General features: G+C 64.3%; 16 protein-coding genes. 9 read left to right on the top strand and 7 right to left on the bottom strand.

What is annotated here, in order from left to right; translation table 11 throughout:
• Positions 1 to 84: 84 nt before the first annotated feature.
• Positions 85 to 960, bottom strand: coding sequence for a hypothetical protein (locus Pla175_RS12350; protein ID WP_145285002.1), 876 nt, complete (start codon positions 958 to 960; stop codon positions 85 to 87).
• Positions 961 to 1108: 148 nt separating this feature from the next.
• Here Pla175_RS12350 and Pla175_RS12345 point away from each other — a divergent pair, with 148 nt between their 5' ends.
• Positions 1109 to 2062, top strand: coding sequence for an IS5 family transposase (locus Pla175_RS12345; RefSeq protein WP_145284896.1), 954 nt, complete (start codon positions 1109 to 1111; stop codon positions 2060 to 2062).
• Positions 2063 to 2881: 819 nt separating this feature from the next.
• On the opposite strand, the gene Pla175_RS12340 is transcribed toward Pla175_RS12345, so the two are convergent.
• From Pla175_RS12340 to Pla175_RS12320, 5 genes are all read right to left on the bottom strand, one after another.
• Positions 2882 to 3175 (bottom strand): hypothetical protein, encoded by a 294-nt coding sequence (locus Pla175_RS12340; RefSeq protein WP_145284994.1) that lies wholly within the window; start codon positions 3173 to 3175, stop codon positions 2882 to 2884.
• Entirely contained in the window at positions 3168 to 4841 is a 1674-nt protein-coding gene (gene tnpC / locus Pla175_RS12335; protein WP_145284991.1) for an IS66 family transposase, read from the bottom strand. The genes Pla175_RS12340 and tnpC overlap by 8 nt, the downstream gene beginning before the upstream one ends.
• 43 nt (positions 4842 to 4884) lie before the next feature.
• Positions 4885 to 5235 (bottom strand): IS66 family insertion sequence element accessory protein TnpB, encoded by a 351-nt coding sequence (tnpB, locus tag Pla175_RS12330; RefSeq protein WP_145284988.1) that lies wholly within the window; start codon positions 5233 to 5235, stop codon positions 4885 to 4887.
• Positions 5229 to 5567, bottom strand: a complete 339-nt coding sequence (tnpA, locus tag Pla175_RS12325; protein WP_145284983.1) for an IS66 family insertion sequence element accessory protein TnpA — start codon at positions 5565 to 5567, stop codon at positions 5229 to 5231. Before tnpA ends, tnpB begins: the two co-directional genes overlap by 7 nt.
• Before the next feature lie 191 nt (positions 5568 to 5758).
• Positions 5759 to 7006 carry a hypothetical protein gene (locus tag Pla175_RS12320; RefSeq protein WP_145284978.1) on the bottom strand — a complete coding sequence of 416 codons (1248 nt, stop codon included), beginning with the start codon at positions 7004 to 7006 and terminating at the stop codon, positions 5759 to 5761.
• A gap of 996 nt (positions 7007 to 8002) precedes the next feature.
• Here Pla175_RS12320 and Pla175_RS12315 point away from each other — a divergent pair.
• The 7 genes from Pla175_RS12315 to Pla175_RS12285 all read left to right on the top strand — a co-directional run bounded on the left by Pla175_RS12315 (position 8003) and on the right by Pla175_RS12285 (position 19012).
• Complete coding sequence (locus tag Pla175_RS12315; RefSeq protein ID WP_145284974.1) at positions 8003 to 8566, top strand: ECF-type sigma factor; 564 nt, start codon at positions 8003 to 8005, stop codon at positions 8564 to 8566.
• 288 nt (positions 8567 to 8854) lie between these two features.
• Positions 8855 to 9985, top strand: a complete 1131-nt coding sequence (locus tag Pla175_RS12310; protein ID WP_145284971.1) for an ISAs1 family transposase — start codon at positions 8855 to 8857, stop codon at positions 9983 to 9985.
• Positions 9986 to 10266: 281 nt separating this feature from the next.
• Positions 10267 to 11757: a cation:proton antiporter gene (locus Pla175_RS12305; RefSeq protein WP_145284967.1), complete on the top strand. Its 1491-nt coding sequence runs from the start codon at positions 10267 to 10269 to the stop codon at positions 11755 to 11757.
• A 500-nt stretch (positions 11758 to 12257) separates the two neighbouring features.
• Positions 12258 to 12911: a sigma-70 family RNA polymerase sigma factor gene (locus Pla175_RS12300; RefSeq protein ID WP_197527467.1), complete on the top strand. Its 654-nt coding sequence runs from the start codon at positions 12258 to 12260 to the stop codon at positions 12909 to 12911.
• Positions 12901 to 14556, top strand: a complete 1656-nt coding sequence (locus tag Pla175_RS12295; RefSeq protein ID WP_145284961.1) for a serine/threonine-protein kinase — start codon at positions 12901 to 12903, stop codon at positions 14554 to 14556. Before Pla175_RS12300 ends, Pla175_RS12295 begins: the two co-directional genes overlap by 11 nt.
• 187 nt (positions 14557 to 14743) lie before the next feature.
• Positions 14744 to 18736 carry a DUF1559 family PulG-like putative transporter gene (locus Pla175_RS12290; RefSeq protein ID WP_145284957.1) on the top strand — a complete coding sequence of 1331 codons (3993 nt, stop codon included), beginning with the start codon at positions 14744 to 14746 and terminating at the stop codon, positions 18734 to 18736.
• A gap of 90 nt (positions 18737 to 18826) precedes the next feature.
• Positions 18827 to 19012, top strand: a complete 186-nt coding sequence (locus tag Pla175_RS12285; protein ID WP_145284954.1) for a hypothetical protein — start codon at positions 18827 to 18829, stop codon at positions 19010 to 19012.
• A 1570-nt stretch (positions 19013 to 20582) separates the two neighbouring features.
• Here the strand turns inward: Pla175_RS12285 and Pla175_RS12280 are convergent.
• Complete coding sequence (locus tag Pla175_RS12280; protein WP_145284951.1) at positions 20583 to 21011, bottom strand: helix-turn-helix transcriptional regulator; 429 nt, start codon at positions 21009 to 21011, stop codon at positions 20583 to 20585.
• A gap of 212 nt (positions 21012 to 21223) precedes the next feature.
• Here Pla175_RS12280 and Pla175_RS12275 point away from each other — a divergent pair, with 212 nt between their 5' ends.
• A complete protein-coding gene (locus Pla175_RS12275) occupies positions 21224 to 22813 on the top strand; it encodes a proton-conducting transporter transmembrane domain-containing protein (RefSeq protein WP_145284947.1) in 1590 nt (529 codons plus the stop codon).
• The last annotated feature ends 29 nt before the right edge of the window (positions 22814 to 22842 follow it).

The raw sequence follows: 22842 nt of genomic DNA, 5'->3' as shown, positions 1-22842 counted from the left end.
CCTCCCACCGGAAGCGAACCCTGAAAAAACTGCGGAGAAACGGCATCATTCTCAAAGGCCTGATACGCTGCAGATGGACGTGACCTAGCGCTGTAGTGCTAAGAGCTTTCCCGATGGAGATTCGCCCTGCAGGGTCAGCGACTCGAGCCTAGGCAAATCGACGAGATGTCGTATCACGTGCTTGTTTGTTGCCGTTAGATACAACTCTACACCGACGATGTGCCCATCCTTTACCTTGAAACGGCTGAAGTAGGGAATGTCGCTGGAGACCCGCTGAAAAACGTCCCGCTCGATGGGATCGGCATCGGCGAGCTTTTCTCTTAGGCCGAGCCACGCCCGAAGTCTCGCCGAGTGCATTGGGATAGCTCGGCGGACTTTGCCCGACCTTTGGTCCAAGAGTCGATGCCAACCCCCCTCGAGAGGGTGCAGCACCAAGACCCATTCCACGGCAGGCTCTCGATGCCCATCGGCTTCCTCAATTGTTCTGAACAGCTCAGGCCGAGGAGCAAATTCGCAGCGGAACAACCGACGGCCGCTTCCCAGCGGGTCACGCTCGTGCAAGTCATGCAGCTTGATGCTGAGAGGGTATCCAGCAAGCGCGGTCGTGAAGGTGACGTCGCCGAAATGGTTGAACCCGAAATGGTTCGGATTCTGATTAAACTTCATTTCGGCGAACTTACCGAAGATCCCGATTCGTTCCGAGGCAAGGCTTAGATTACTGGGGTCGCTCGCGGCATATCGCCTTGCTTGATTGGGATGCGACGCATTCTGGAGCGGCACTATATGGGCGAACGTCTTCCGTTCCGGATCGGTGACAAGCAATCGGCTTTCGCCTAGTTCTCTTGCGGAAACGACGAGTTGCAGCGAGTCCACCGGCAGTTCATCGGAGGCGATCTGATACAGCGTTCGACTCGCCGTGTCCTCCTGACTGCTGCCCACCGCTGCGGTAGCGTCGACCATGTTTGCGAGTGAGATGCGGATCTGCTTTTGCCGCAGGGTGCTCTTGTCGGCATCGCCAAAAAGGGGCCTTGTCGAACAAACGCTAGAAACGCTGCGTAGATCGGTTCCGGACGGAGTCCCTTCTGTATTCAGACCGACGGAGCGAACGATGACGCAGCCTGCTAGCAAGCCGAGGAAGCTCGCCTACAAGGTAACGAACTGGCGGGACTACAACGAGTCGTTGGTAAGGCGGGGCGACATCACCTTCTGGTTTGATGACGCGGTGATCGACGCCTGGGAGCACGAGAACGACCGGAAGAAGGTCGGCCGGCCGTTCCTCTACAGCGACGTGGCGGTCGAAACGCTGCTGATGATCCGTGAGCTATTCCGCCTGCCGTACCGGCAGACCGAAGGCTTCGGCCGGGCTCTCGCGAAGCTGATGCAGGCCGAGGTGGCGATCCCCGACTACACCTCGCTGCAGAAGCGAGCGGCCAAGCTGGGGGTCTTGATCGACCTGCGTGCGACCACGGGACCGATCGAGGTGGTGGTCGACAGCACGGGCCTCAAGGTCTACGGCGAGGGGGAGTGGAAGGTGAAGAAGCACGGGGTGGGCAAGCGTCGCACTTGGCGGAAGGTTCACCTGGCCGTCGATCCGGCCACCCACACCATCGTCGCCCAGGTCGTGACGGGCGCCGACACCCACGACGGCGATGCGGTCGAGCCGCTGCTGGAGCAAGTCGAAGCCGAAGTCCAGACGTTTTACGGCGACGGCGCCTACGACCAGTGGAAAGTGCGTAACTACCTCCAAGGGGAGTCGATCCACCAAGTGATCCCGCCGCGCAAGAACGCCAAGATCAAGCAGCACGGCAACGCGTCGGCCGAGCCGCTGGAGCGCGACGAGTGCCTTCGGCAGATCCGCCGCGACGGCAAGAAAGCGTGGAAAGAATCGATCGGCTACCACCGACGCAGCCTGGGTGAAACCGCCATGTTTCGACTCAAGACGAACTTCGGCGACCGCCTGAAGAACCGGACGCTCGCTAATCAGGCGACCGAGGTCGCACTCCGCTGCAAACTGCTCAATGTTTTCGTCACCCTTGGCATGCCGTTGTTCGCATGGGGTTAGTCAACAAGGCCCCAAAAAGGTTGAAGCTGGGCGTACCCGTGTACAGAATCATCGTTCCGCAGGGACCGTCAACTTCTTCGTCATTGATCGTCAGTTCTACACGGCACACATTCGTCCACAGAGAGTTGATCTCAAGTGATGGCGTCAGCCAATCGGTGCTGAGCAGACGCGAGTCATTGTCGGCCGCAGCGCTCGGCTTGGTTGTCGATAGCAGCAAACACACGCCGATCAGAATGCGCAACATAATCCCATCCCTTTGCGGTCAGTCGACCCGTTGGCGGCAACAGCCTCTATTCCAAGAGCAGCCGTCGCTCCCTTCTTATAGAACAGCGCAACAGTCGTGTGGAATCCTCAGGCACATAATAAGGCGTACGGCGTACGCCTGCAGATCCGGCATCCCTTTTCAAGCTAGCGTGATTTCCCTGGTGCTCCCTGATTAGGATCGACGAGGAACCAAACGCCTCGCAAAATTAAGCCTCCGATAACGCCGGGGACTTACCAGCTAGCGCGATTCCCGCACGTTGACAGCATGAAAGGGATACTGCATATCCGGTCAGCGCTGAACGGAAGGCGGTTGGACCAATACCAGCAAGTTTGCCCGTCTGGGTAGCCACAACGGTCGATCCTTGGCGACGATGACTCTGTCCGTTCTGCGCGATCCTTCGCCGTCTCCTCTGGTGCATCCGCTGCGACTTGCAGTGAGCCATACGCTTCATCGGGCCGATGACCTCCGCCAAATTCCGCGGCTGCATCCGATCCGTGAGCGGCGCGGTGAGCGGACGGTGAAACCCACAGCCCGAAACGCCACGAGCGCCACCGCTACCAGCCGAGCATCTCGAGGTCGCCGTCGCCAGTTTGCTGGGTGTACTCTAGCCGGTCGCACAGCGCGATGAGGTCGTCTTCGTCCGCGCCGGCTTCGCCGTGATTGAAGGTGCGCGACAGCTCGCCAATCAGCATCGAGAGCTCCCATTCGCTCACCGAGATCCGCTTGATTGCCTGGCTCTTCGACCACCGCTTTAGTGCGTTCTCCAGACGCTCGAACGGGTAGCCGTGCTTCAGGATCAGGGCGCGTTCTTCGGGCAGCAGCTGGAGCTTGTGGCAGAGGTCATTCATAGCGTTTGCGTTCTTTGCGGCGGACCTCGTCGATCTTCCAGACGTGTTTCGGGTTCGCCGCCAGCCAGTGGTCGGGGAGCAGGTCGTCGAGCCCGTCGCTGGTCACGGGCTGGCCTCGCCGCGTCTGCGCGAACGCCTCGCTTTCCCTCCGGTAGGGCAGCTGCGTGAACAGCTCTCGCAGCCACGCGAACGGCTCCACCCCGTTCGCCTTGGCGCTGCTCACCAGCGAGTACATCGCCGCCGCGCCCCGGCCGCCATTTTCGCTTCCGACGAACAAAAAGTTCTTCCTGCCGATTGCCGGAAGCTTAACCAGCCTCTCGGCAGTGTTGTTGTCATACGCCAGGTAGCCCTGCTCGGTGTAGCGGCAGAGCGCCTCCCATTGGTTCTGGGTGTAGGTAAACGCTGCGCGAATCGGGCTCTTGGGCAAGACCCGTTGGTCCTCGCTCTCGCGATCGAGCCACGCCTTGAACTGGTCGAGGATCGGCGTGGCGTGCGCCCGCCGCCCTGCGGCCACTGCGTCGAAGTCACGCTCCCCTTGCGGGTTCTTCTCGGGGCACGCCCCCCGCAGCTGCTTCTCGACCTGCGACAGCCGAGCGATGAACGACAGCGCCGTGTTGGCGCGGACCGGGTCGTTGTCCTGCGCCTGATGCCAGTACCGCCGCGCGTGGACCCAACAGGCCACTTCTTGCACTTGCTGCCCCGCGTAGATGCAGTCGTAGCCCGAGTAGGCGTCTGCTTGAAGGTAGCCCTGGAATCCTTGCAGGAACTTCCTGGGTCCGTCGCGTTCTCGGCTCGTGGTGAAGTCGTATACCGCGTAGGGGTGAAGCCAGTCCCCCAGGTAGGGCCAGAACTTGCAGGTCCGCGTCACCCCACGGCCCGGCTCGAGCATCTTGATCGAGGTGTCGTCGGTGTGGATCACTTGCGACTGGAGGACCAAGTGCTTCATCCGCATCACCAGCGGCAGCGCCAGCTGCGCTAGCGCCGCCTGCCAGCCGCACAGCGTGCTGCGGCGGATCGTCTTGCCGAGCCGCGCGTGGATGTCTTCTTGCCGGTAGAGGGGCACGTGATCCCCGAACTTGCTCAGCACCGTGTGGGCGCACAGCCCGGGGCCGGGGAGGCCTTTTTCGATCGGCTGCGGCGGCTTATCGGCGATCGCCACGTGCTCCTGGCAGCCACGGCAGGCGTACTTCACCCGGTCGTGCTGGACGACCTTCAGGCGGGCCGGGACCAGCTCGAGCTGCTCGCTGCTCTCGACGCCGATCTCTTCACGCTGGGCGCCGCAGCCGGGGCAGGCCCGCTCGGCCTCAGGGAGCTCGTGACGCACGACCTCGCGCTGGAGGTGGTCGGGCAACTTGCCGACGCGGCCGGGGGACTTGCGGCGACGCCCTGGGGGCCCCTCTTCGATCAGGTCGCCGGGGGGCTGCTCGAGCTGAGCGGCTATCTCGCGGAGCTCGTCCAGCGAGAACAGCAGCAGCTGGTCGGGGTCGATCCGCTCTTGCCGCGATCCGCGGATCCGCTCCAGCAGCAGCTTGATCTGGTGCTCGAGCGACGCGACCAGCCGCTGCTTCTGTGCGAGCTGGTCGGTGAACTGCTCTGCGGTCGCCTCGAGCTGCGCGAGCCGCTCTTTCAGACGCTGGTTCTCTTGTTGCAGTTGGGCAACGTTCATGCCGACGTTATACCCACGCGCCGCGCGAACGCAATCGCATCTTTCAACTCGCCAGCGAGAACCGCTTGCGGCGGGCGCTCTTCAGGTCGATACCCCGCAGCAGCATGGTCAGCTCTTCGCTGCGGATCTCGGCCGACCGCTGGTCGGCGGCCATCTGCGGCAGCTGAAACGTGCCCGCTTCCAGACGTCTGTACCACAGCGCCAAGCCGTCGCCGTCCCAGTACAAGATCTTCAGCTTGTCGCGCCGTCGGTTGACGAACAGGAAGAGGGATCCCGAGAGGGGGTCTTGCTCCAACACCCCGGTCACCAAGCCCTGCAGGCCGTCGAACCCTTTTCGCATGTCGGTCGGGCCATTGGCGACGAAGACCCGCGTGCCGGCCGCAACGCTCAGCATGGCGCTCCTCCCTCGATCACGCCAAGCACGGCGCCCAGCTGTCGCGGCCCGATGTCGGCCGGGAAGCGGAGCGTGAAACCGCCCGGCGTCGTCAGCTCCAGACGGTCGGCGGACAACCCGCCGGGTGGCTCGACCACGTCGACTGGGATCAGCTCCACCCGCGCCGGCTCGGAGTCCAGCTGCTGGAGCGATCGCCGCCACGCATAGAACGACGCGGTTGAGATCCCCTCACGCTCACAGAACGCACGCACCGAAAGCCCGCTCGACCCGAACTCCTCAAGCGCCAACCGCCAGAACGACTCTTTCTCCGCCGAACGCTGCTGCTTCGCCATCGCATGCCTCTGGAGCTCGAGAAAATGAACTCCTCCAGCTTACTGGCGGCCGCAAGATGTACTTCACCGTCCGCTCACAGCGGCGCGGTCGAGGTTTATTCGCTCGCTTGCGGGGACCAGGTCCATTTGGGGGGATGGGCAGTGATTGACGAGCGGAACGGACAGGCCTAAGCAGCCGACCGCGGTCGCCCTCAACCTGCGTGGTCATGCAAGTCCACTTCGTGTTTCTTCGCATGGATCGAGTCGATCGCGCTCTGGGCAGCCTGACGGACGCCTGAGCGATCGCTTTTCAGGGCCTCTTCGAGCACTGGCAGAGAGTCCTCGCCGATCGCCGCGAGGACGTCTGCCGCCTTTTGTGACATACCGGAGTTGAGCTCCTCTGCGAGCAGCGGGAGCATTGGTTTGGCAAGGCTTCCGTAGCGCGGCAAGGCTCCGAGCACGGCATAGCGATCCATTCCGCGAGTCTTGGGCAACCATCCGGACAACACCTCCACGGATTCAGCGGGGTCATCCAGACCGAACGCCTCTAGCGCCCAGCAAGCACTGGCGGCCGCGGCTGGGTCGGCACCGTGGAGAAGGCTGCGGATCTCGGGAACGGCCTCGATGCGTCGCGGTCCCGCTTGCGTCAGCTGCCACAGGATTCGGCCCTTTGCGGCGTAGCGTGGGAGGAGCTCGCGCCAGGTCGGAATCAGGAACGCCTTTTCCCCCCCGATCGTTTCGACGACGCTCAACGCGGTGATGCCACTTGCGCTGTGAAGACCGGCGATCAGCACCGACTCGATGCGGGAAGTGTCGTGCGTAAGGTTCCACCAGGCAAAGGCGGCCGCAATTTGGACGTCGGTGTCTGGGTCTTCCAGGCAATGCTCGACCTCGGGCTTGAGCGACGCGGCGAACTCCGGACAGTTCCCGACGAAGATTGCCGCCCGTCTTCGTTGAGAGGCGGAGGCCGACGCGAACGCCGCTTTGACGGCGGGAAGCGCCTGTTCGCCGATGTCCTCGAGCAGGTCCGTCGCGGCGCATTTCTTATTGATCGATCCCTCAAGGCAGCGCACCGCCAGAGACGCAGCGGGCAGTGCTTTGGAACCGACTTTGGCCTCCGCGAGATAAGCGACGATGCGGAAGTGGCGGCCCGAAATTGTCTCGTCGGAAAAATCGGTCCACGGCTTGAGCGCTTGGGAAAACAGTGGCTCTTGCTGCGTGTTTGACTCGACGATCACCCCAAAGGCCCATTCTCGAACGGCGATGTTCGAGTCTTGCGCTAGCTCGGCCAGCAGCGCTCGATGCGGTCCGTCCGCGGCGAGCGCTGCTCGAATGTTGGGCAGCACGCTTCGGGCGTTGTATTGAGTCGCGCACTTGACGAAGGGGCGCGTGGCGCCGATGAACTCCCGCGCCAATGGGACGCCGGCGAGGCCCACGTGATCAAGGACGACGATCGCCATTGGGTCCTCCCGTTGCACCAGCGGCGCCAGTCCCTCAAGAAGGCGCTTATCGCCGTAGGCAAGCTGCGCGAGTCTCGCCTTGGCTTCGGGAACGTTCCCCGCCCCGTATCCCGTGGCTATGCGGGCGAGTTCTAACGCTTGGTCGAGTCTGTTGGAGTCATCATTGCTAGATTCCTCGCACCTCGGCGTGGCGCCTCCTGCGACCGCTGGGGGTGTGAGCAGCACGCACGCGAACAAGGAACAACTCAGCAGCGGCTGGAATGTCATCTTGGCGGCCCCATGCGCATTGGTCTGTGATCGAGATCGGATTGTAACCGGTCGTCTCGATTACTAGGACAGCAAATGGACGGGCGCTGCTGCGAAGCAGTCAAGCCCGGACAACCCCGCGCACGCGGCAACTATCGCAATCAGGGCCCGTCGATGTCACCTCGGTTGGCCGAGGCTCACAACTCAGGGTGGTCAGTCCTTCTCGCGTGCTGTTCACGGAGCTCGGTTCACGACACCACGGCTCGACGACGAAATCGCCCGCTCCGAACAGGACGATCGTTCGAGAGTCCGTGAGCCGCCCGCATCGAACTCAAGTGAGCAATTCCCTCGCCGACGCCAGTGGAAAGCTTGCTGTTGGCGTGGCGTTACGACATACTCCCCGCGGAAACGCCGCCTGGTTGGCGCCCGTACCGCAGCCCCCGCCCCGTCAAATTGGAGCGTGCCATGTGTTGTGGTTCCCTTGTCGGGTGTGGCTCGATCGTCGCTATTTCGGAGGGCTCGCGCAGACGCCATCGCTCCGCTGTCGGCCGGGGGCGGACACACCTTCGTAGGCCTCCTCGCAGAGTTCGAACTGGGCGCCGTTCGAGCGGGCCCTCGCGGTCGAACTTCGACAGCATGCCGCCCTGCACGGATCTCTTTGACAAATCCCAAGATTAGACCCGCTCCTACGAATCCCTAGAACGATCGTTCCTCCAACGCAAAGCCACTCCGGGAGACGCGCCGCCTCCGATGACGGATGTCACTCAGATCCTGCAGCAGATCGACCAAGGCGATAGCAATGCCAGGACCGAGCTCTACCCAGCCGTGTACGAGGAGTTACGACGTCTCGCAGCGGCAAAACTGAGCCACGAACGCGCCGACCACACGCTATCTTCAACGGCGTTGGTTCATGAGGTTTACCTGCGTCTGGTCGGCTTTGATGCCGAGCGCAGATGGGATAGCCGCGCCCAATTCTTCTCAGCGGCGGCCGAGGCGATGCGCCGAATCCTTGTTGACCACGCCCGACAGCGGCTGGCCCTCAAGCGTGGCGGCTCGATGAAACGCGCTAGCGGACTCGGCGACCTAGCCGGCCTGACGGCCGACCCGGCCACGCTGATCGATCTGCACGAAGCGATCGATCGGCTGGCCGAGACCGATGAGCAGGCCGCCGAGATGCTCAAGATCCTTGTCTTTGCGGGCCTCTCAGTCGCCGAGGCGGGGCGGTCGATGGGGCTCTCTCGCAAGGTCGCGTACCGGCACTGGGACTACATCCGGTCGTGGTTTGCGGTGCATTACGGCACGGACGAACGCTAAGTCTGCCTTCCGCTTCTGGCCGACCACACGAAACTTCTCGTCTGCGCCGCGTCGCACGAATCGACGCGGCGCAGGCCTCTTGCCGCAATCATTCGAAATCCATCTGAGCTCTAGCTTTTCTTGGGGACACGCCCCTAGCGGAATCCGCATGCCGTTGTGGAGCAATTGACCCTCATCCCAGGGCGATTGCGCCACGCTGGGTAGTCTGCGAGACTTACGGCGAGTCGAACATGATTTCGTTGGGAGCGCCGCTTGCGTCATGTTTGCGTTCTTGCCGGAGGGATTGTTGTGGCCGAGGTTTCCGAGGCAGGGATCGCGAGGCATTTCGAGGGGCTAACCGATCCGCGTCGGCGTGAGCCGATCTACCCGTTGGTGAACGTTGTGGTGATGGCGTTGTGCGCGGTCCTAAGCGGGGCGGACGACTTCGTGTCGATCGCCGCGTGGTCGAGGGAGAAGAGAGGGTGGCTGGCGAAGTTCTTGGACCTGTCGGCGGGCGTGCCTTCGCACGACCGCTTCAACGCGGTCTTCGCGGCCCTCAACCCGGCCGAGTTCGAGAAGTGCTTCTTGAGCTGGGTCACCGCGCTGCATGAGGTCACCGACGGCCAGGTGATCGCGATCGATGGTAAGACGCTGCGGAGCAGCTCCGACGCAGCGAGCAGCAAGGCGGCGATCCACATGGTGAGCGCCTGGGCGACCGCCAATCATATCGCCCTGGGGCAGGTCGTCACCGACGCCAAGAGCAACGAGATCACAGCCATCCCAAGGCTGCTTGAGATGCTGGAAATCAAGGGGTGTTTGGTGACCATCGACGCGATGGGGTGTCAACGGGAGATCGCCGAGCGGATCGTCGAAGGGGGCGGCGACTACGTGCTGGCGACCAAGGGGAACCAGCCGAACTTGTGCGAAGCGATCGATGCGTTCTTCACCGCGCAACTGGAAGACGACTGCCGGAACGTGGCGTGCCGACGGCACGAGTCGCACGAGAAGGGGCACGGCCGCGAGGAAGACCGTTACTACTACCTGACGAAGCTGCCGGAGGGGTTTCCCGAGCGTGAGAAGTGGCGTGGGCTCAAGGCGATCGGCATGGCGGTCCGCATCACCACCCATGGCGACGGCGCACAGACATTCGACACACGCTACTACATCACCAGCCGCTACGTGAGCGGCAAGAGGTTCGCCGAGGCGGTGCGCGGCCACTGGGGGATCGAGAACTCACTCCACTGGCAGCTCGACGTGACGTTCGGCGAAGACCAATGCCGCGTCCGCAAGGGACACGCCGACGCCAACCTCAGCCTGCTGCGCAGAACGGCGCTGAGCCTCCTCAAGAACAACACCTCCCGAAAGCTCGGCGTAAAGAACAAACGCCTCACCGCGGCATGGAGCGATCAGTACCGACTCGAAGTGCTCTGCGGGGCATGAGTTAACGTGCAATCGCCCTGCACTTGGAGCCGTGGCCTTCCTCGAGGACGCATGGTGGACTGCAGATTCAAGCGGCGCGGGAACGATTCAACCCAGCCTTCACCCTTCAACGGACACCCACGTTGGGCGCAGCGCCGGACTGCATCCAGCTCCGACTGAAACAACGGGTCGCTCGCTTGACCAAGTTTGGCAGATGCGGTATCGGCGTTCGACGTATTGGCAGACGGTCAGAAAGTGCTCCACATTTTCTTCCTCGGGCGAAGTACCGTATAAAGCAGGGCATGAGCTTCTTCGATATCGCCGGCATCCTCGTGGCCCTCGCAGCGGCCTTCGCGTTCATCAACCACAAACTGCTCAAGCTGCCGACGACGGTGGGCTTGATGCTGCTGGCCATGCTGCACGCGGTCGCGCTGCTGCTGATTGATTGGATCGTACCGGGGGCGGGCGTGCTCACCTCAACCGAGACGCTCATCGGCTCGATCGACTTCGACCAGACGCTGATGCAGGGCATGCTCGGCTACCTGCTCTTTGCCGGGGCGTTGCATGTCAACCTCAACGACCTCAAGCAACAAACCGCGGTCATCGTCCTGCTCGCAACCGTCGGCGTCCTCGCCACGACGTTCATTGTCGGCGGGCTCACCTACGTCATCACGGGCTGGCTCGGCATCGAGGTCCGCTTCATCTACTGCCTGATTTTTGGCTCGATCGTTGCGCCTACCGACCCGATCGCGGTCTTGGGGATCGTCAAGAGCCTTGGCGCACCCAAGTCGCTGGAGACCAAGATCGCGGGTGAGTCGCTGTTTAACGATGGCGTGGGCGTGGTGGTGTTTATTGCGCTCTTGGGCATCGCGGGGTTGGGTGGGCATGGGGAGTCGCATGAAGACCCAAAGAAGAAGGCTGAATTCAATGGCGTCGTTGAGCAGATCGAAGAAGATTTCGGCATACACCCCGATGCCAATGGCAATCCACTAACCGTCCTACTTGACGAACCAATCGATGCGGCACAACTCGAACGCAAACATCCGCACGATGTTCAAGAAGGCATCAGGAATACAGAGACGCAAGCGATTAACGTCGCCAAGCTCTTCGCCCTCGAAGTCGGCGGCGGGATTACATTGGGCTTTGTACTGGGACTGCTCGCGTTCTTCCTATTGCGATCAATTGATCACTACGCGACCGAGATATTGCTTTCGCTGGCGGTAGTGACGGGCGGGTATGCGCTGGCGATGAAGCTTCACCTGTCCGGGCCGCTGGCGATGGTGGTCGCGGGGCTGATCCTGGGTAACCATGGCCGAACGCTGGCGATGTCCGACAAAACGCGCGAGCACCTGGACACGTTCTGGGAGTTGGTGGACGAACTGCTGAACGCGGTGCTGTTTGTGCTAATCGGACTGGAGGTCTTGGTGCTGTCGTTCAAGGAGCAGTATCTGCTGGCCGGGGCTCTGGCGATCCCCGCTGTGCTGCTGGCGAGATTCCTGTCCGTTGGCACGGTAGTGACCGCCTTGAAGGAAGCGACCGGCCGAGAATTCACGCCGCACGCGATCAAGGTCATGACCTGGGGCGGCCTGCGCGGCGGGATCAGTGTTGCACTCGCGCTATCGCTCAAGGAAGAGATCCACGCCAGGCAATCGCAGTACGACAACGTCGGCGAACTCCTCCTGACCATGACCTACGTCGTCGTCGCCTTCTCGATCCTCGTCGGTGGGCTGACTATGGGGCCGATGCTGAGCCGGCTGGGTCTCGCGGGGCAGAGCAAAACAGACGCCGATTAGCTACTGGTAGTGAGCTGACAGCGATTTACTGGTGAGGACGGAGTCAAGTGGTCGCAGCCGTCCGAGCAGGGCGATCGCATGTTAACTCAAGTCCCTAGCAGGACTTCGAGCGCCGTGCTCAAGCTTCAGCGGGTGGACCAACCCCAGCGAAATCCGCGCCAACCAAACCCGCTGCGGTGGCAGCCCACCTCCTTTGGAGCCCGACGGGCCAGCTGACCAAAGTTGAATCAGCCTGCGCGGCTAGAGATCGCCGCGAACTGCAGACGGTGTGGGTTCTGGCCGAACACCTCCGCGACCTTGCCGCGACTAAAACTCGCCCTGGGTTCTCCAACTTCAGCCAATTTTTGTGCTCGGCAACTGAAGCGGGGGGACTTTGCTCGCCCCCCGGCGCACTTCGCCGGTGGCGGGGCGCCTCCCCCCTTGGAGCGATCGATTCGGCTAGACTAGACCGTGCGCCTGCGACGCAGGGGCCGTCCCATGGTAGCGGAAGGAGACGCCGCGTGTCTGTGAACCAGCCCGCCACGACCGGCCAACTGACCAGCGTGATCGCGGCCGCGCGGGACGGGGACGCCGCGGCCCAGGCGCGGCTGCTCGAGCGGTGCCGGGGCTTTGCGCGAGTGGTCGCCCGTCAGCACCTGCCTCGCGACTTGCTCGCCAAGCTCGACGCGTCGGACGTCGCCCAGCATTCGCTGCTGGACGCGTGGCAGGGCCTGCGGGGCTTCCGAGGCGAAACCACGGCGGAGTTCCTCGGGTGGCTGCGGCAGATCGTGAGCCGCAACGCCGTGGACGCAACACGGTTCTACCGCTTGGCCGACTGCCGGAGTGTGAGCCGCGAGGTCCGGCCGGCGTCCCAAGGCCGCGGGAACCGAGCCCCTGACGATTGGGTGCCTGCCGACCGGCCGCTTCTCGACGACGAGACCCCCTCGGAGATCGCGGCGCGCGGGGAAGAAGAGCTGCTGCTCGCCGACGCGATCACCGAGCTCTCTGACGACCACCAGCAGGTCCTCATCTGCAGGAGCCTGCTGCGTCTGCCGTTCGCCGAGGTGGCCCAGCGGATGGACCGCTCCCGCCCCGCGGTCCAGGTGCTGTGGGCCCGGGCCGTCGACCAGCTGCGTCTGCGGCTCGCGGAGAAGGGGGTGTCCGGTGCCCCCTAGTTCCAGCGACGGTCGCGACGAGCAAGAACGCTCTCCCCAGGAGCAGGAGAACTTCGAGCTCTTGGATCGTTTTCAGCAGGCGATCGACGCCGGCGACGAGCAGGCCTGCCGTCGGCTGCTGGCGGACCACACTCACCACAACGCCGCGTTGCAGTGCCTGCTCCGCCTGGGAAGGCTGGAACGCCTCTCGGCGCCGGTCCTGCCGGATGTCGACTCGCCCACGCGGACCTACGACACCCAGACCACCCTGTCGCCTTCCGCGCTGCGGTTGACGGACGGCCCGCTGCCCTTCGGAAAGTACCGCCTGCTGGAGCAGGTCGGCCGCGGCGGCATGGGCGCGGTGTTCCGGGCCGAACAGCCCGATTTGCAGCGCGAGGTCGCGGTGAAGATCATCCTCGGCGGCGGGATGGCGACCGAGGATCAGGTCCGCCGCTTCCATCAAGAGGCCCAGGCGGCGGCGTGCCTCCGGCACCCCAACGTGGTCGCGATCCACGACGTCGGGTTCGCCGCGGGGATGCACTACATCGCGATGGAGTACATGCCCGGCGGGAGCCTGGCCCAGCGCCTCAAGTGTGACGGCCGCATCCGAGAAGACGCGGCTCAGATCGCCCTGGAGGTCGCTAGGGCGGTCGACCACCTCCACCAGCGGGGGGTGATCCATCGCGACCTGAAGCCGTCAAACATCATGTTCGACGACGCGGACCGCCCCTGCCTGACTGACTTCGGCCTGGCCAAGCTGTTCGAAGCCGACTCCGGCTGCACACGCACAGGGGACGTGCTGGGCACCGCCAGCTACATGTCGCCCGAGCAGGCCAGCGGGATGATCCGGGTCGTCTCGCCGCTGTCGGACGTGTACAGCGTCGGCGCGATCCTGTACGAGATGCTCGTCGGGCGCCCGCCGTTTGTCGGGGAGAACTTCGTGGAGACCATCCTGCGGGTCCTGGAGGGGGAACCGGTCCCGCCCCGCAGGCTCCGCCGCGACGTCGACCCCGAGCTCCAGCAGATCTGCATGCGGTGCCTCGAGAAACGACCCGAGGACCGCTACGCGTCGGCCGCGGAGCTCGCCGGCGACCTTGAACGTTTCGTGCGGGGCGAGCCGATCGAAACCCGCATGGATGGGCTGTCGCAGTCGCTCCGCAGGAACGTACGGCGGCGCCCGGCCCTGCTCGCCCACGGCGCCATCCTGCTCGCGGTCGCCCTGGTCGTTGCGACGCGGAACCTCACCGGCGCCGGCAACACCAACTTTGTGGTCATCGAGGCCCTGCTGGGCGTCTGGTTCCTAATCGCATTTGCGTTGCAGTGGGCGCAGCAGCAGGAGGACCGCAAGAACGCGGCGCTGACCGCCTGGGTGGTGCTCGACGCCCTGTTCATTACGACGCTCATCTGTCTGTCGGAGCCCCCCCGAGAAACGCTGCTCGCGGCCTACCCGGCGCTGATCGCCGCGTCGGGGCTGTGGGTGCGCGAGCGGCTCGTGGCGGCCGCGGCCTGCGCCTGCCTGGCGGGCTACGCGGCGCTCTTGTGGCTGAGTCCCGAGCTTGCCCAGCCGCTGCACCACGCGATCATCTTCGCCGCGTTGTTGGTCGTCACCGCCCTGGTGGTCGGCTTCCAGGTACGCCGGCTGCGGGTGCTCAACCAGTTCTTGTAGGCCCCCCCGGTCGCCGCGGCAGACATTCCGGAGTTTCTGGGGAATCGGCCGGTATTGCCGTTATACTGAGCCCCCTCTTCACGCCTTGTTGGGTAGGGGCGCTCGACGCCCGTTGTGCGGTCTCGCCCGGGGGGCGAGACCGACCGGACGCGACCTCGACAATCGATCCCCCGAAGAGGAACCAATCATGCTTCGCCGAGTCTCGCCTCACGCCCTCTCTCAGACCGAGCCCGCCCTGCGCTCCGCAATCCTGCTGTTGGGCGCCTGCCTGCTGCTTGCGACTGCTACGCCGCTGTCGGCCCAGGCGCCGCCGGCGTCCCAACCGGTCTCGCTGGAGTCCGCCGAGCGGCGCCTGCGGCTCTACCCCGACGACCCGTACGCGCAGTTTGTCGCACTGCAGCTAGCGGGTCGCGCCGGCCCGGATGAGTTCGGACGGGTCACGACACTGCTGCAGCGGCGCGATGCGTTCGGGCTTGGCGGGCGGGGGCGCCGAGAAGCGGTCGACCTGTTGAACTTCACCTCCGGTGCCCTCGCGGTCCAGGAGAGCCTGCAGCTCGACACGATGACCGGCGACCTAGCCAGCGGAGCGCCCGACCCCCGGCGTCGCGGGCAAGCCGGCCCGACCTTCAACGGGAGCCCCCACGACCGACAGCAGTTGCAGCAGCTGACCCTGGCGATGCTCAACTACGAGTCGACGCATCGCCGCCTGCCGGCGGCGGCCTCGCACGACGACCGCGGCGCGGCGCTCTTGAGCTGGCGGGTCCACCTGCTCCCCTTCTTGGGCGAGACGGCCCTCTACGACCGGTTCCGGCTCGACGAACCGTGGGACAGCCCGCACAACAAGCCGCTCCTCGCACAGATGCCCGACGCCTACCGGGCGTCGAGCGACGCAGCAGGGGACGGCGCCACCACCACGTTCCAGGTACCGACCGGGGAAGGGACCGTCTTCGCCGGGCCGCAGGGGGCCAACCTCCGGCGGATCGTCGACGGAACTTCCAACACGATCTTGCTGCTGAAGGTCGAGGCCGCCAAGGCCGTCCCGTGGACGAAGCCGCAGGACATTGCGGTCGACCTCGGTACGCTGGTGGTGAAGACCGTTTTCGGCGACTCGGACTGGGTCGACGCGGCGATGGTCGACGGCTCGCCGCGCAGCTTCCCTAGGACGCTGGGGGACGAGAGGCTCGGCAGGCTGCTCCAACCAAACGACGGTCAACCGGTCGACTGGCGCGCGATCGCTCAAGGGGCGCCGCCCCGCACCGCAATGCCGACAGCGGCGAACATCGACGTCGCCACGCTGCAGGGACCGACCATCAAGGGCCACCCGTTCGAGGAGATGCTCGCGGGGCGATCGCCCCGTGTCTCGGAGCTGGCCCGCTGCGTCCCCAACGACTTTTACTTCGTGCACGCCCGGTCGCTGACCAAGCTGCTCTCGATCGCCGGCGACTACCAGGCGTGGTCGTCGGAGCTGATGCAGCAAACGTTCGACCAGGGGGGCCAAGCGGCGCTCCTCCGCCGGGTGCTCGTTCAGCTCGGCTGCGAGTTCGACCCTCAATCGCTGCAACAATTGAGCGACGCTGCGGACGAGGTCGCGGTCGTCGGCAGCGACCTCTACCTGCACGAAGGGAGCGACGTAACTCTATTGGTCCGATTCGAGCCCGGGAGCGACGCACGGCGGCTGCTGGACCAGGGGCTCGCCGCCGCGCGTCGGAGCCACCCGAGCGCCCGGGTCTCACACGGCCAGTACGCCGGGGTCGCCTACACCCACGTGACCACCTCCGACCGCAGCGTCCACGCCTTCACCGCCTACCCGCGGGACGACGTACACCTCCGCAGCAACTCCTTGCTCGCGATGCAGCAGTTGATCGACACGATGGTCGGCGCCGACCAGGGCGGGGCCCCCGCGGGCCGCGCGTCGCTCGGCGCTAGCGCCGAGTTCCGCTATGTGCGGACGGTGTACGCGTACGGCGCCGAGGAGGAAGACGTGCTGGTCTACCTCTCGGACCCCTTCATCCGACGGCTGATGGGGCCCGCTTCGAAGATCACCGAGATGCGTCGCCGGCAGTGCTACGCCCACCTGCAGATGGTCCACTACGCCACGCTGCTCTACCTCACCGAGCACGGCGTCCGCCCGACGAGCGTCGCGCAGCTGGTCCGCAGCGGATGCCTCCCCGACGGGTTCATCAACGGCTCGATCCGCTGCCCCGACGGGGGCCAATACGCGCTGCAAGACGGGGGGCAGACGACCCGCTGCACCCACCACGGCTGCGCCCACTGCATGGCGCCCGGGATCGAGACCGCCGCGCAGCGCGTTACGCACGCCGAGAAGCAGCTCTACGATGCGTTCCTTGCCGAGTACAACCAGTACTGGCGGACCTTCTTCGACCCGATCGCGATCCGGATCCGCCACGCCCCCGACGCCTCACGCGTCGAAACGGTCGTGCTGCCGCTGTTGGACAACAGCATCTACTCCGCCGCTGCGCAGGTCCTGGGGGGTCCGCCGGCCTCCATTACCCGAGCGCCCGTGTCGGAACGGGTTGTGCTGAGCGTCGGGGCGACGCTGAAGAAGGACGGCCTGTTTGTGGCGGACGCCCGGCCCGGAGGCAGCGACACGCTCGCCAACCTAAGGCAGATAGGACTCGCGGTGCTTAATTTCGAGTCCGCCAATCGCCGGCTCCCGCCGCGGGCCCCCCAGGGCGCCGGGCTGAGCTGGCGCGTGCACATCCTGCCCTACCTCGAGGAGCAGGCGCTGTACGACCGGTTCCGGCTCGACGAGCCGTGGGACAGCCCGCACAACCAGGAGCTTCTCAACCAGATGCCCGCCGTCTACGGCGATCGGGGCAGCGACACGAGCATCCTCGGCTTGAGCGGCAAGGGTCTCTTGAACGCTAAGCCGCGGGGCCTGCAACTCAGGCAGATCACCGACGGGCTCTCCAACACGCTGCTGGCCGTCGACGCCGGGAGGGCGCGGGCAGTGCCCTGGACGAAGCCCGCCGACCTGCCGCTGGATCCTGCGGACCCGTTGGCGTCGGTTGGGGCGATCGGGGAAGAGGGACTCGCCGTGGTGTTTGCCGACGGCGCCGTTCTGGTCCTGCCTCCGGATATCCCGGCAGAAGAGTTCCTGGCCTACGCCACCTACAACGGTGGGGAAGGAATTCGGCGCAGCCGCGCCGTGCGTCCGCGTCCACGTCCTCGGCCCGCCCTGCGAGAGAGCACGGTGCGGGACTGGCTCCGCTCCCTCGGAGTGTCGGACAATGACAGCGCGCGGCTCGACATCGTCAAACTCGCCCGCCAAGGGCTGGGCCGGCATGTCAGCTTCCATGTCTGCGACGCCCGGCCCGCATTCAGCTTCAACTCCCTGCGGTTCGCGGGCCGACTGCTGGCGGACCGATCGGGCTGGCTGCGGTCCGAACTCTTGATGCTCGTGCCGGTCGTGAACTCGCTCAGCGCGCCGGTCTACGTCGCGTGGTCGCTCGACGACCCGAAGTTCGTCGATGCGTTCCTGATAGAACTCGACGGGCTGCTTGCGACCGCGGCCCGCAGCGAACCTGCCCGGCCGGTCTCCTTCGATTTTTACCGCCTGTCCGGCTCCGATCCGATAGTCCGTTGCATCGCCTGGGAGCTGCTGGGGTTCCGGCTGCGTGCGTTCTATGCGCGGGTCGACGACCACCTGGTGATCGCATCACAACCCGACGTCATTGATGGGCTCGTGCAGAGCAGGGCGGCTGGCGGTCTGGCCGCCCGCGAGGGCCCCCCCGGACACGTGCAGCTGCGGATCCAGCCCCAGCACTGGTCGCAGGGGCTCAACGAGATGCGTCTCGCTTGGGGAGAGTCTGCGCGCGAGGCGTGTCTCGAGAACCTGGGACCGCTCAACTCGGCTGCCAGCATCCCGCTCGAAGCGGCGGGAGGGCCGTCCGAGGCGGCCCGCCAGGCGTTTGGAACCAGCTACGCGTGCCCGTGCGGCGGGGAGTACTCGCTCCACCAACCGGCGGGTCAGCAACCATCGGTCCGCTGCAGCCTGCACGGCGACGCGAGTCGCCCCAGGCAGGCCGCCACGGCCCCGGATACCAGCGCCGCGGCGACGGCCCTCTCGCAGCTGGGAGACGTCTCGGCCACGCTGACGTTCACCGAGTACGGACTGCAAGCGGTGTTCGAAGTCCAGCGGCGTAAAGCGGGCGAGTGACGCGCGCCGCAGCGCAGCCGGCGGGCCCGCTCCCGGCACGGCGTCGTGCGATCCTTGCGTCAACCAACTCAATCAGGAGGAGTCCTTGCAATGAAACGTTTACGCGTCGGGCCGCTGCTAGCGCGGGCTGCCGAGAGCCGCTGTGAGAGTGACTCCGAGAGCTGGATGTTCACCGACTCCGGTGGAGAAGATGGCGACCCTGCGTCTTATAGCTCGACCGGCGGCAATCCGGGTGGACCGATTCAAGAGGTCAGCGTCAGTAGCGGTTGGGGGTAGGAGTTCCTTCGACTTTCCGACAGATCTGATGCCGCGATTGACAGAGCTTATGGCGAGGGTCTGCTTGAATGACTCCGGCAGATGGTAGGCGGATGAGGACTTCCACGCGACCGAGTGCGATGGCCACCGAATTGCCAAACAAATCGCTGCACACGAACCGCCGTCCTCCGGTTCGAATTCGGGGACGCCGGTTCATCGGATGCAGGATTCGCTGCCAGCGCCCGTCTCCGGCGGCCGTCAATGAGCAGAATCGTTCGGCAGGCGAAAACATTGATTTCGAGAGCACCATGAAAACTTACTGGCAATCTGCGACGCGAACACAAGCCATCCTAGCCGTCAGTGTCGCTTTCGCGGGAATTCTCTCTACATCTGGTTGTAACTCCCGCTCAATCCAGCCGCGAAACGTTTCTGCTGATGATAGGCGAATCGCGTCAGAGACGGTTAAGCAGTTGGAATCAAAGGTGGCGTCCAACGACACATTGGTCCGCCGGCATGGAAGATTCGCGTCAATGGAGATATTGTCGATCCGTCGATTGCCACCGGTCGATTTTATGGACTACCACCAACCCGCAATGCTAGCAATGGATTGCGTCTGTCACTTTGAAAGCTTCTCGACGAAGATGGAAGTGCAGGTAATTGACGGTGCTGCTTTCAGCATCCTAATGCAACCATCGGAGGAATTCGCGACAAAGGAGAATAGCCCGTTATCGGATTGCACGCTCGTCCAAAACGGAGATGAACTTTGGTTTGTCAGGACAGGGGGCGATCAAATGAGAGTGCAAAGTGTTGTGACATGCCAAGTGTCACATCCAGACTTTGAACCTTAGAGTGCCGAACATTTGCGTGATCCGGAGCGGCGAATTAGACGGAGAATAAAGTCAGCCGGTAACGTCGCCGCCCGGTTACGCTGGTCGTTAGGCGCAGGGTCGAGCGCCAATGGATCGCCGCGACGCTTCTGAGGTCCCCACACCGCTGCATATCGAGCGGATCGTAAGGTCGCCGACGGTGGCCCAGACTCCCGGCCTGAGGCCATCCTCAAACTCGCGCAGGTGCAGCTCACCTATTTCGGGCTGCCGACTGGCCAACGGACCGAGGGCGCTTCATCCGGGGCGGATGGACGGCACGGCCAACTCGCAGCGGTGTCCCGACTCGGCTAAGACCTGTGCGGATAGATCGAGGCACCCAGCCGCCGAGTCCGGCCCATCTCCGGCAACTTGGTCGGAGCCGAATCTGGACGAAGTGCTGTCCACCGCTGCGACTTTGGCTGAGCCTCCAAACCGCCTCGGATGATGTAACCGCTCTCCCATGGGAAGTTCCCGAAACTCACAGCGGTCGCGATACTCGGAGCAGACCGTAGGTGGCGGCTTAGCGTTCAAGAAGGGTTTCATGCACACCGCGCAATCCAGCGGTCGTCGAGCCCCAATGCACCAATAGCCTGTCGGACCCACGGCGCGGACCGACCGTCCCTGGTAGCGGCCTCAAGCCACTCCGGGTCTGACAGGTGAGCTGTTGCCAGTTCCCATACTTCGCCAACTGCCCGCAAACGCCCGCACCCTGACCGCTCTTAAGATCATAGCCAAGCGTTCTTCTTGGCGTCGGGGTGGTCGACGATGAGAGAAAGCAGGTCGGCGACCTTGCAGTGGGCCTCAATGGGGTGACGCAAGTAGTGATCCGTCTTCACCCGGTAGTGGTTGCGACGACCGATTTTCTCGCGTTCGATAAACCCCTCTTCCTGCAGGTCGGCAAGGATCTGCTGGATCGCCCGCTCGGTAATCCCGACCCTGGCGGCGATCTCCCGCAGGACGAGGTCGGGTTCTGCGTTGAGCAGGATCAGGACGTGCGAGTGGTTGGTGAGGAACGTCCAGCGGTGGCGGGTTTCTTGCCCGCCGCGCCTCGGCGGGGCCGAGAATAGCGGCGGCGACTTCACGCCCGGACCCGGTGGCTTTTTCGCTTGCTTCCCCGACTTGGTCGGCGCTTGGGGCGGAATCTTCTTAGGCATCGGGCTGGCTCGTCGCTGCAGAAAAGGTGTCGGCCGGCGGCCGCTCTTCGGTGACAACCCCCCGGCGCCCGCAGCCGCAGGGGGTCTCCCAAGCGGTGTCGCCATCTTAAGGAAAAAACGGGCTAAACACCAGAAGCCTTATTGACGAAGTATAGTTCCGGCATTAATCTTCTTGTGTCGTCCCGATCCCTCCCCGCCCCGCCGGTAGAACCATGACGATTCTTCTGCTGCTAGCGCTGCTTACCTCGGCGTTTTCGCTGTTTTTCTTCTGTGCGGCGTCCGCGTCCGGGTGCAACCGCCGCCCGGTGGCGGTCAGGACAGCCGTCACGCTGCTCGTCGCGTGGCTGTTTGTTCTGGCCTCGGCTGGGGTTCTGGGCCGGATCTGCGGCGCCGTCGATCCTATCGCCGAACTGAGGTGGCCGCCGGTGGGCCCGATCGCTTGCGGCGCGTACTTTGACGGCGTTTCGAGCCTGACCCTGATGCTGGTCAGCTTTGTAGGCCTCGTCGTGTGTCGCTACTCGATCCGCTACCTCGACGGCGATCCGCGTCAGGGAGACTACTTCCGCTGGGTAGCCGCCACCATCGGTAGCGTCTCGCTGCTTGTGCTTTCGGGCAACCTGCTAATGCTCGTCGGCGCCTGGATAGCCACCAGCCTCTCGCTGCACCATTTGCTGCTATTCTTGCCCGGCCGGGCCGGCGCCCAGCGGGCCGCGTGGACGAAGTTCGCCATCAGCCGCGTTGGCGACCTCTTCCTAATCGCGGCCCTGCTGCTCGCGTTTGGCGAGTTTGAGACCTTCGATCTGTCGGCCATCTTTGCCGCCATCGCGCCGGATCAAAACCTTTCGCCGGATCGCACGTACAGCTTGACGTGGATTGGCTGGTTAGTGGTCTTCGGAGGAATCACCAAGTCGGCCCAGTTCCCGTTGCACAGTTGGCTCCCCGAGACGCTCGAGACCCCCACTCCGGTCTCGGCGTTGATGCACGCAGGCGTTGTGAACGCCGGCGGCTATCTGATCATCCGGCTGAGTCCACTCGTCGTCCATGCGCCGGCCTCCCTCGACATGCTTGCCATCGTCGGGACAGCAACCGCCAGTTACGCGGGGGTGGTCATGCTGACCCAATCAAGCGTGAAGAAGGGGCTCGCATATTCCACAGTCGCGCAAATGGGCTTCATGATGCTGCAGTGCGGTCTGGGCGCCTTCTCGGCGGCAATGCTCCACCTCGTCACCCACTCGCTGTACAAGGCGTACGCTTTCCTCAACAGCGGCAACGTGCTCAAGGAAGAGCACGCCGCCCGAGGCGCAGAGCCGCTCGATGCGTCTCCTCAGGCAAGGCTCGCGCGTTTGCCCGTCGTCGCGGCGTCGGTGGTCATCGGTTGCGGGACGATCGCCTGGCTGCTCGGCTTCGATCTTGCCGCCAAGCCGGGGGGGTACGCCCTGGCTATGGTCTTCTGCCTCGCTCTGACGATGGGATTGTGGGAGTCGATGGCGATCCGCTCCCAAAAGGGCCGAGGCACGGCGGCCGTAGCCGCCGCCGTCGTCGCGGCGCTGTACATCGGCGGCTACCAGGCGATCGACGGTCTCGTGGGAAGCTACGTCGCCCAGCCTCCAGCCGGCGCCACGGCCGTCTTCGCCGGATGGATCGTGGTGTCTGCCTTCATCGGGCTCGCCGCCCTGCAGGTTGCATTGAGGTCCCAGGCGGGTCTCCGGTGGCGTGAAGCCTTCTACGTTCACGCCCTGAACGGATTCTACGCCGACGCCGTGGTAATGCGTCTGTGGGGCCTCCTCACGCACCGCATGTAGGGACGCGGACTCCAAGCCATCGCTAACCC

Origin of the sequence: Pirellulimonas nuda (genome assembly GCF_007750855.1) — a bacterium.
In the GTDB taxonomy this organism is placed as follows: Bacteria; Planctomycetota; Planctomycetia; order Pirellulales; family Lacipirellulaceae; genus Pirellulimonas; species Pirellulimonas nuda.
Note: the sequence above shows the minus strand (reverse complement) of the source record. Positions and strands in the feature narration are given on the sequence as shown.

Bases quoted from the DNA above. Each gene is read 5' to 3' on its own strand.
- Pla175_RS12350 (WP_145285002.1), bottom strand. From the start codon at position 960: ATGGTCGACGCTACCGCAGCGGTGGGCAGCAGTCAGGAGGACACGGCG.
- Pla175_RS12345 (WP_145284896.1), top strand. From the start codon at position 1,109: ATGACGCAGCCTGCTAGCAAGCCGAGGAAGCTCGCCTACAAGGTAACG.
- Pla175_RS12340 (WP_145284994.1), bottom strand. From the start codon at position 3,175: ATGAATGACCTCTGCCACAAGCTCCAGCTGCTGCCCGAAGAACGCGCC.
- tnpC (WP_145284991.1), bottom strand. From the start codon at position 4,841: ATGAACGTTGCCCAACTGCAACAAGAGAACCAGCGTCTGAAAGAGCGG.
- tnpB (WP_145284988.1), bottom strand. From the start codon at position 5,235: ATGCTGAGCGTTGCGGCCGGCACGCGGGTCTTCGTCGCCAATGGCCCG.
- tnpA (WP_145284983.1), bottom strand. From the start codon at position 5,567: ATGGCGAAGCAGCAGCGTTCGGCGGAGAAAGAGTCGTTCTGGCGGTTG.
- Pla175_RS12320 (WP_145284978.1), bottom strand. From the start codon at position 7,006: ATGGCGATCGTCGTCCTTGATCACGTGGGCCTCGCCGGCGTCCCATTG.
- Pla175_RS12315 (WP_145284974.1), top strand. From the start codon at position 8,003: ATGACGGATGTCACTCAGATCCTGCAGCAGATCGACCAAGGCGATAGC.
- Pla175_RS12305 (WP_145284967.1), top strand. From the start codon at position 10,267: ATGAGCTTCTTCGATATCGCCGGCATCCTCGTGGCCCTCGCAGCGGCC.
- Pla175_RS12290 (WP_145284957.1), top strand. From the start codon at position 14,744: ATGCTTCGCCGAGTCTCGCCTCACGCCCTCTCTCAGACCGAGCCCGCC.
- Pla175_RS12285 (WP_145284954.1), top strand. From the start codon at position 18,827: ATGAAACGTTTACGCGTCGGGCCGCTGCTAGCGCGGGCTGCCGAGAGC.
- Pla175_RS12280 (WP_145284951.1), bottom strand. From the start codon at position 21,011: ATGCCTAAGAAGATTCCGCCCCAAGCGCCGACCAAGTCGGGGAAGCAA.
- Pla175_RS12275 (WP_145284947.1), top strand. From the start codon at position 21,224: ATGACGATTCTTCTGCTGCTAGCGCTGCTTACCTCGGCGTTTTCGCTG.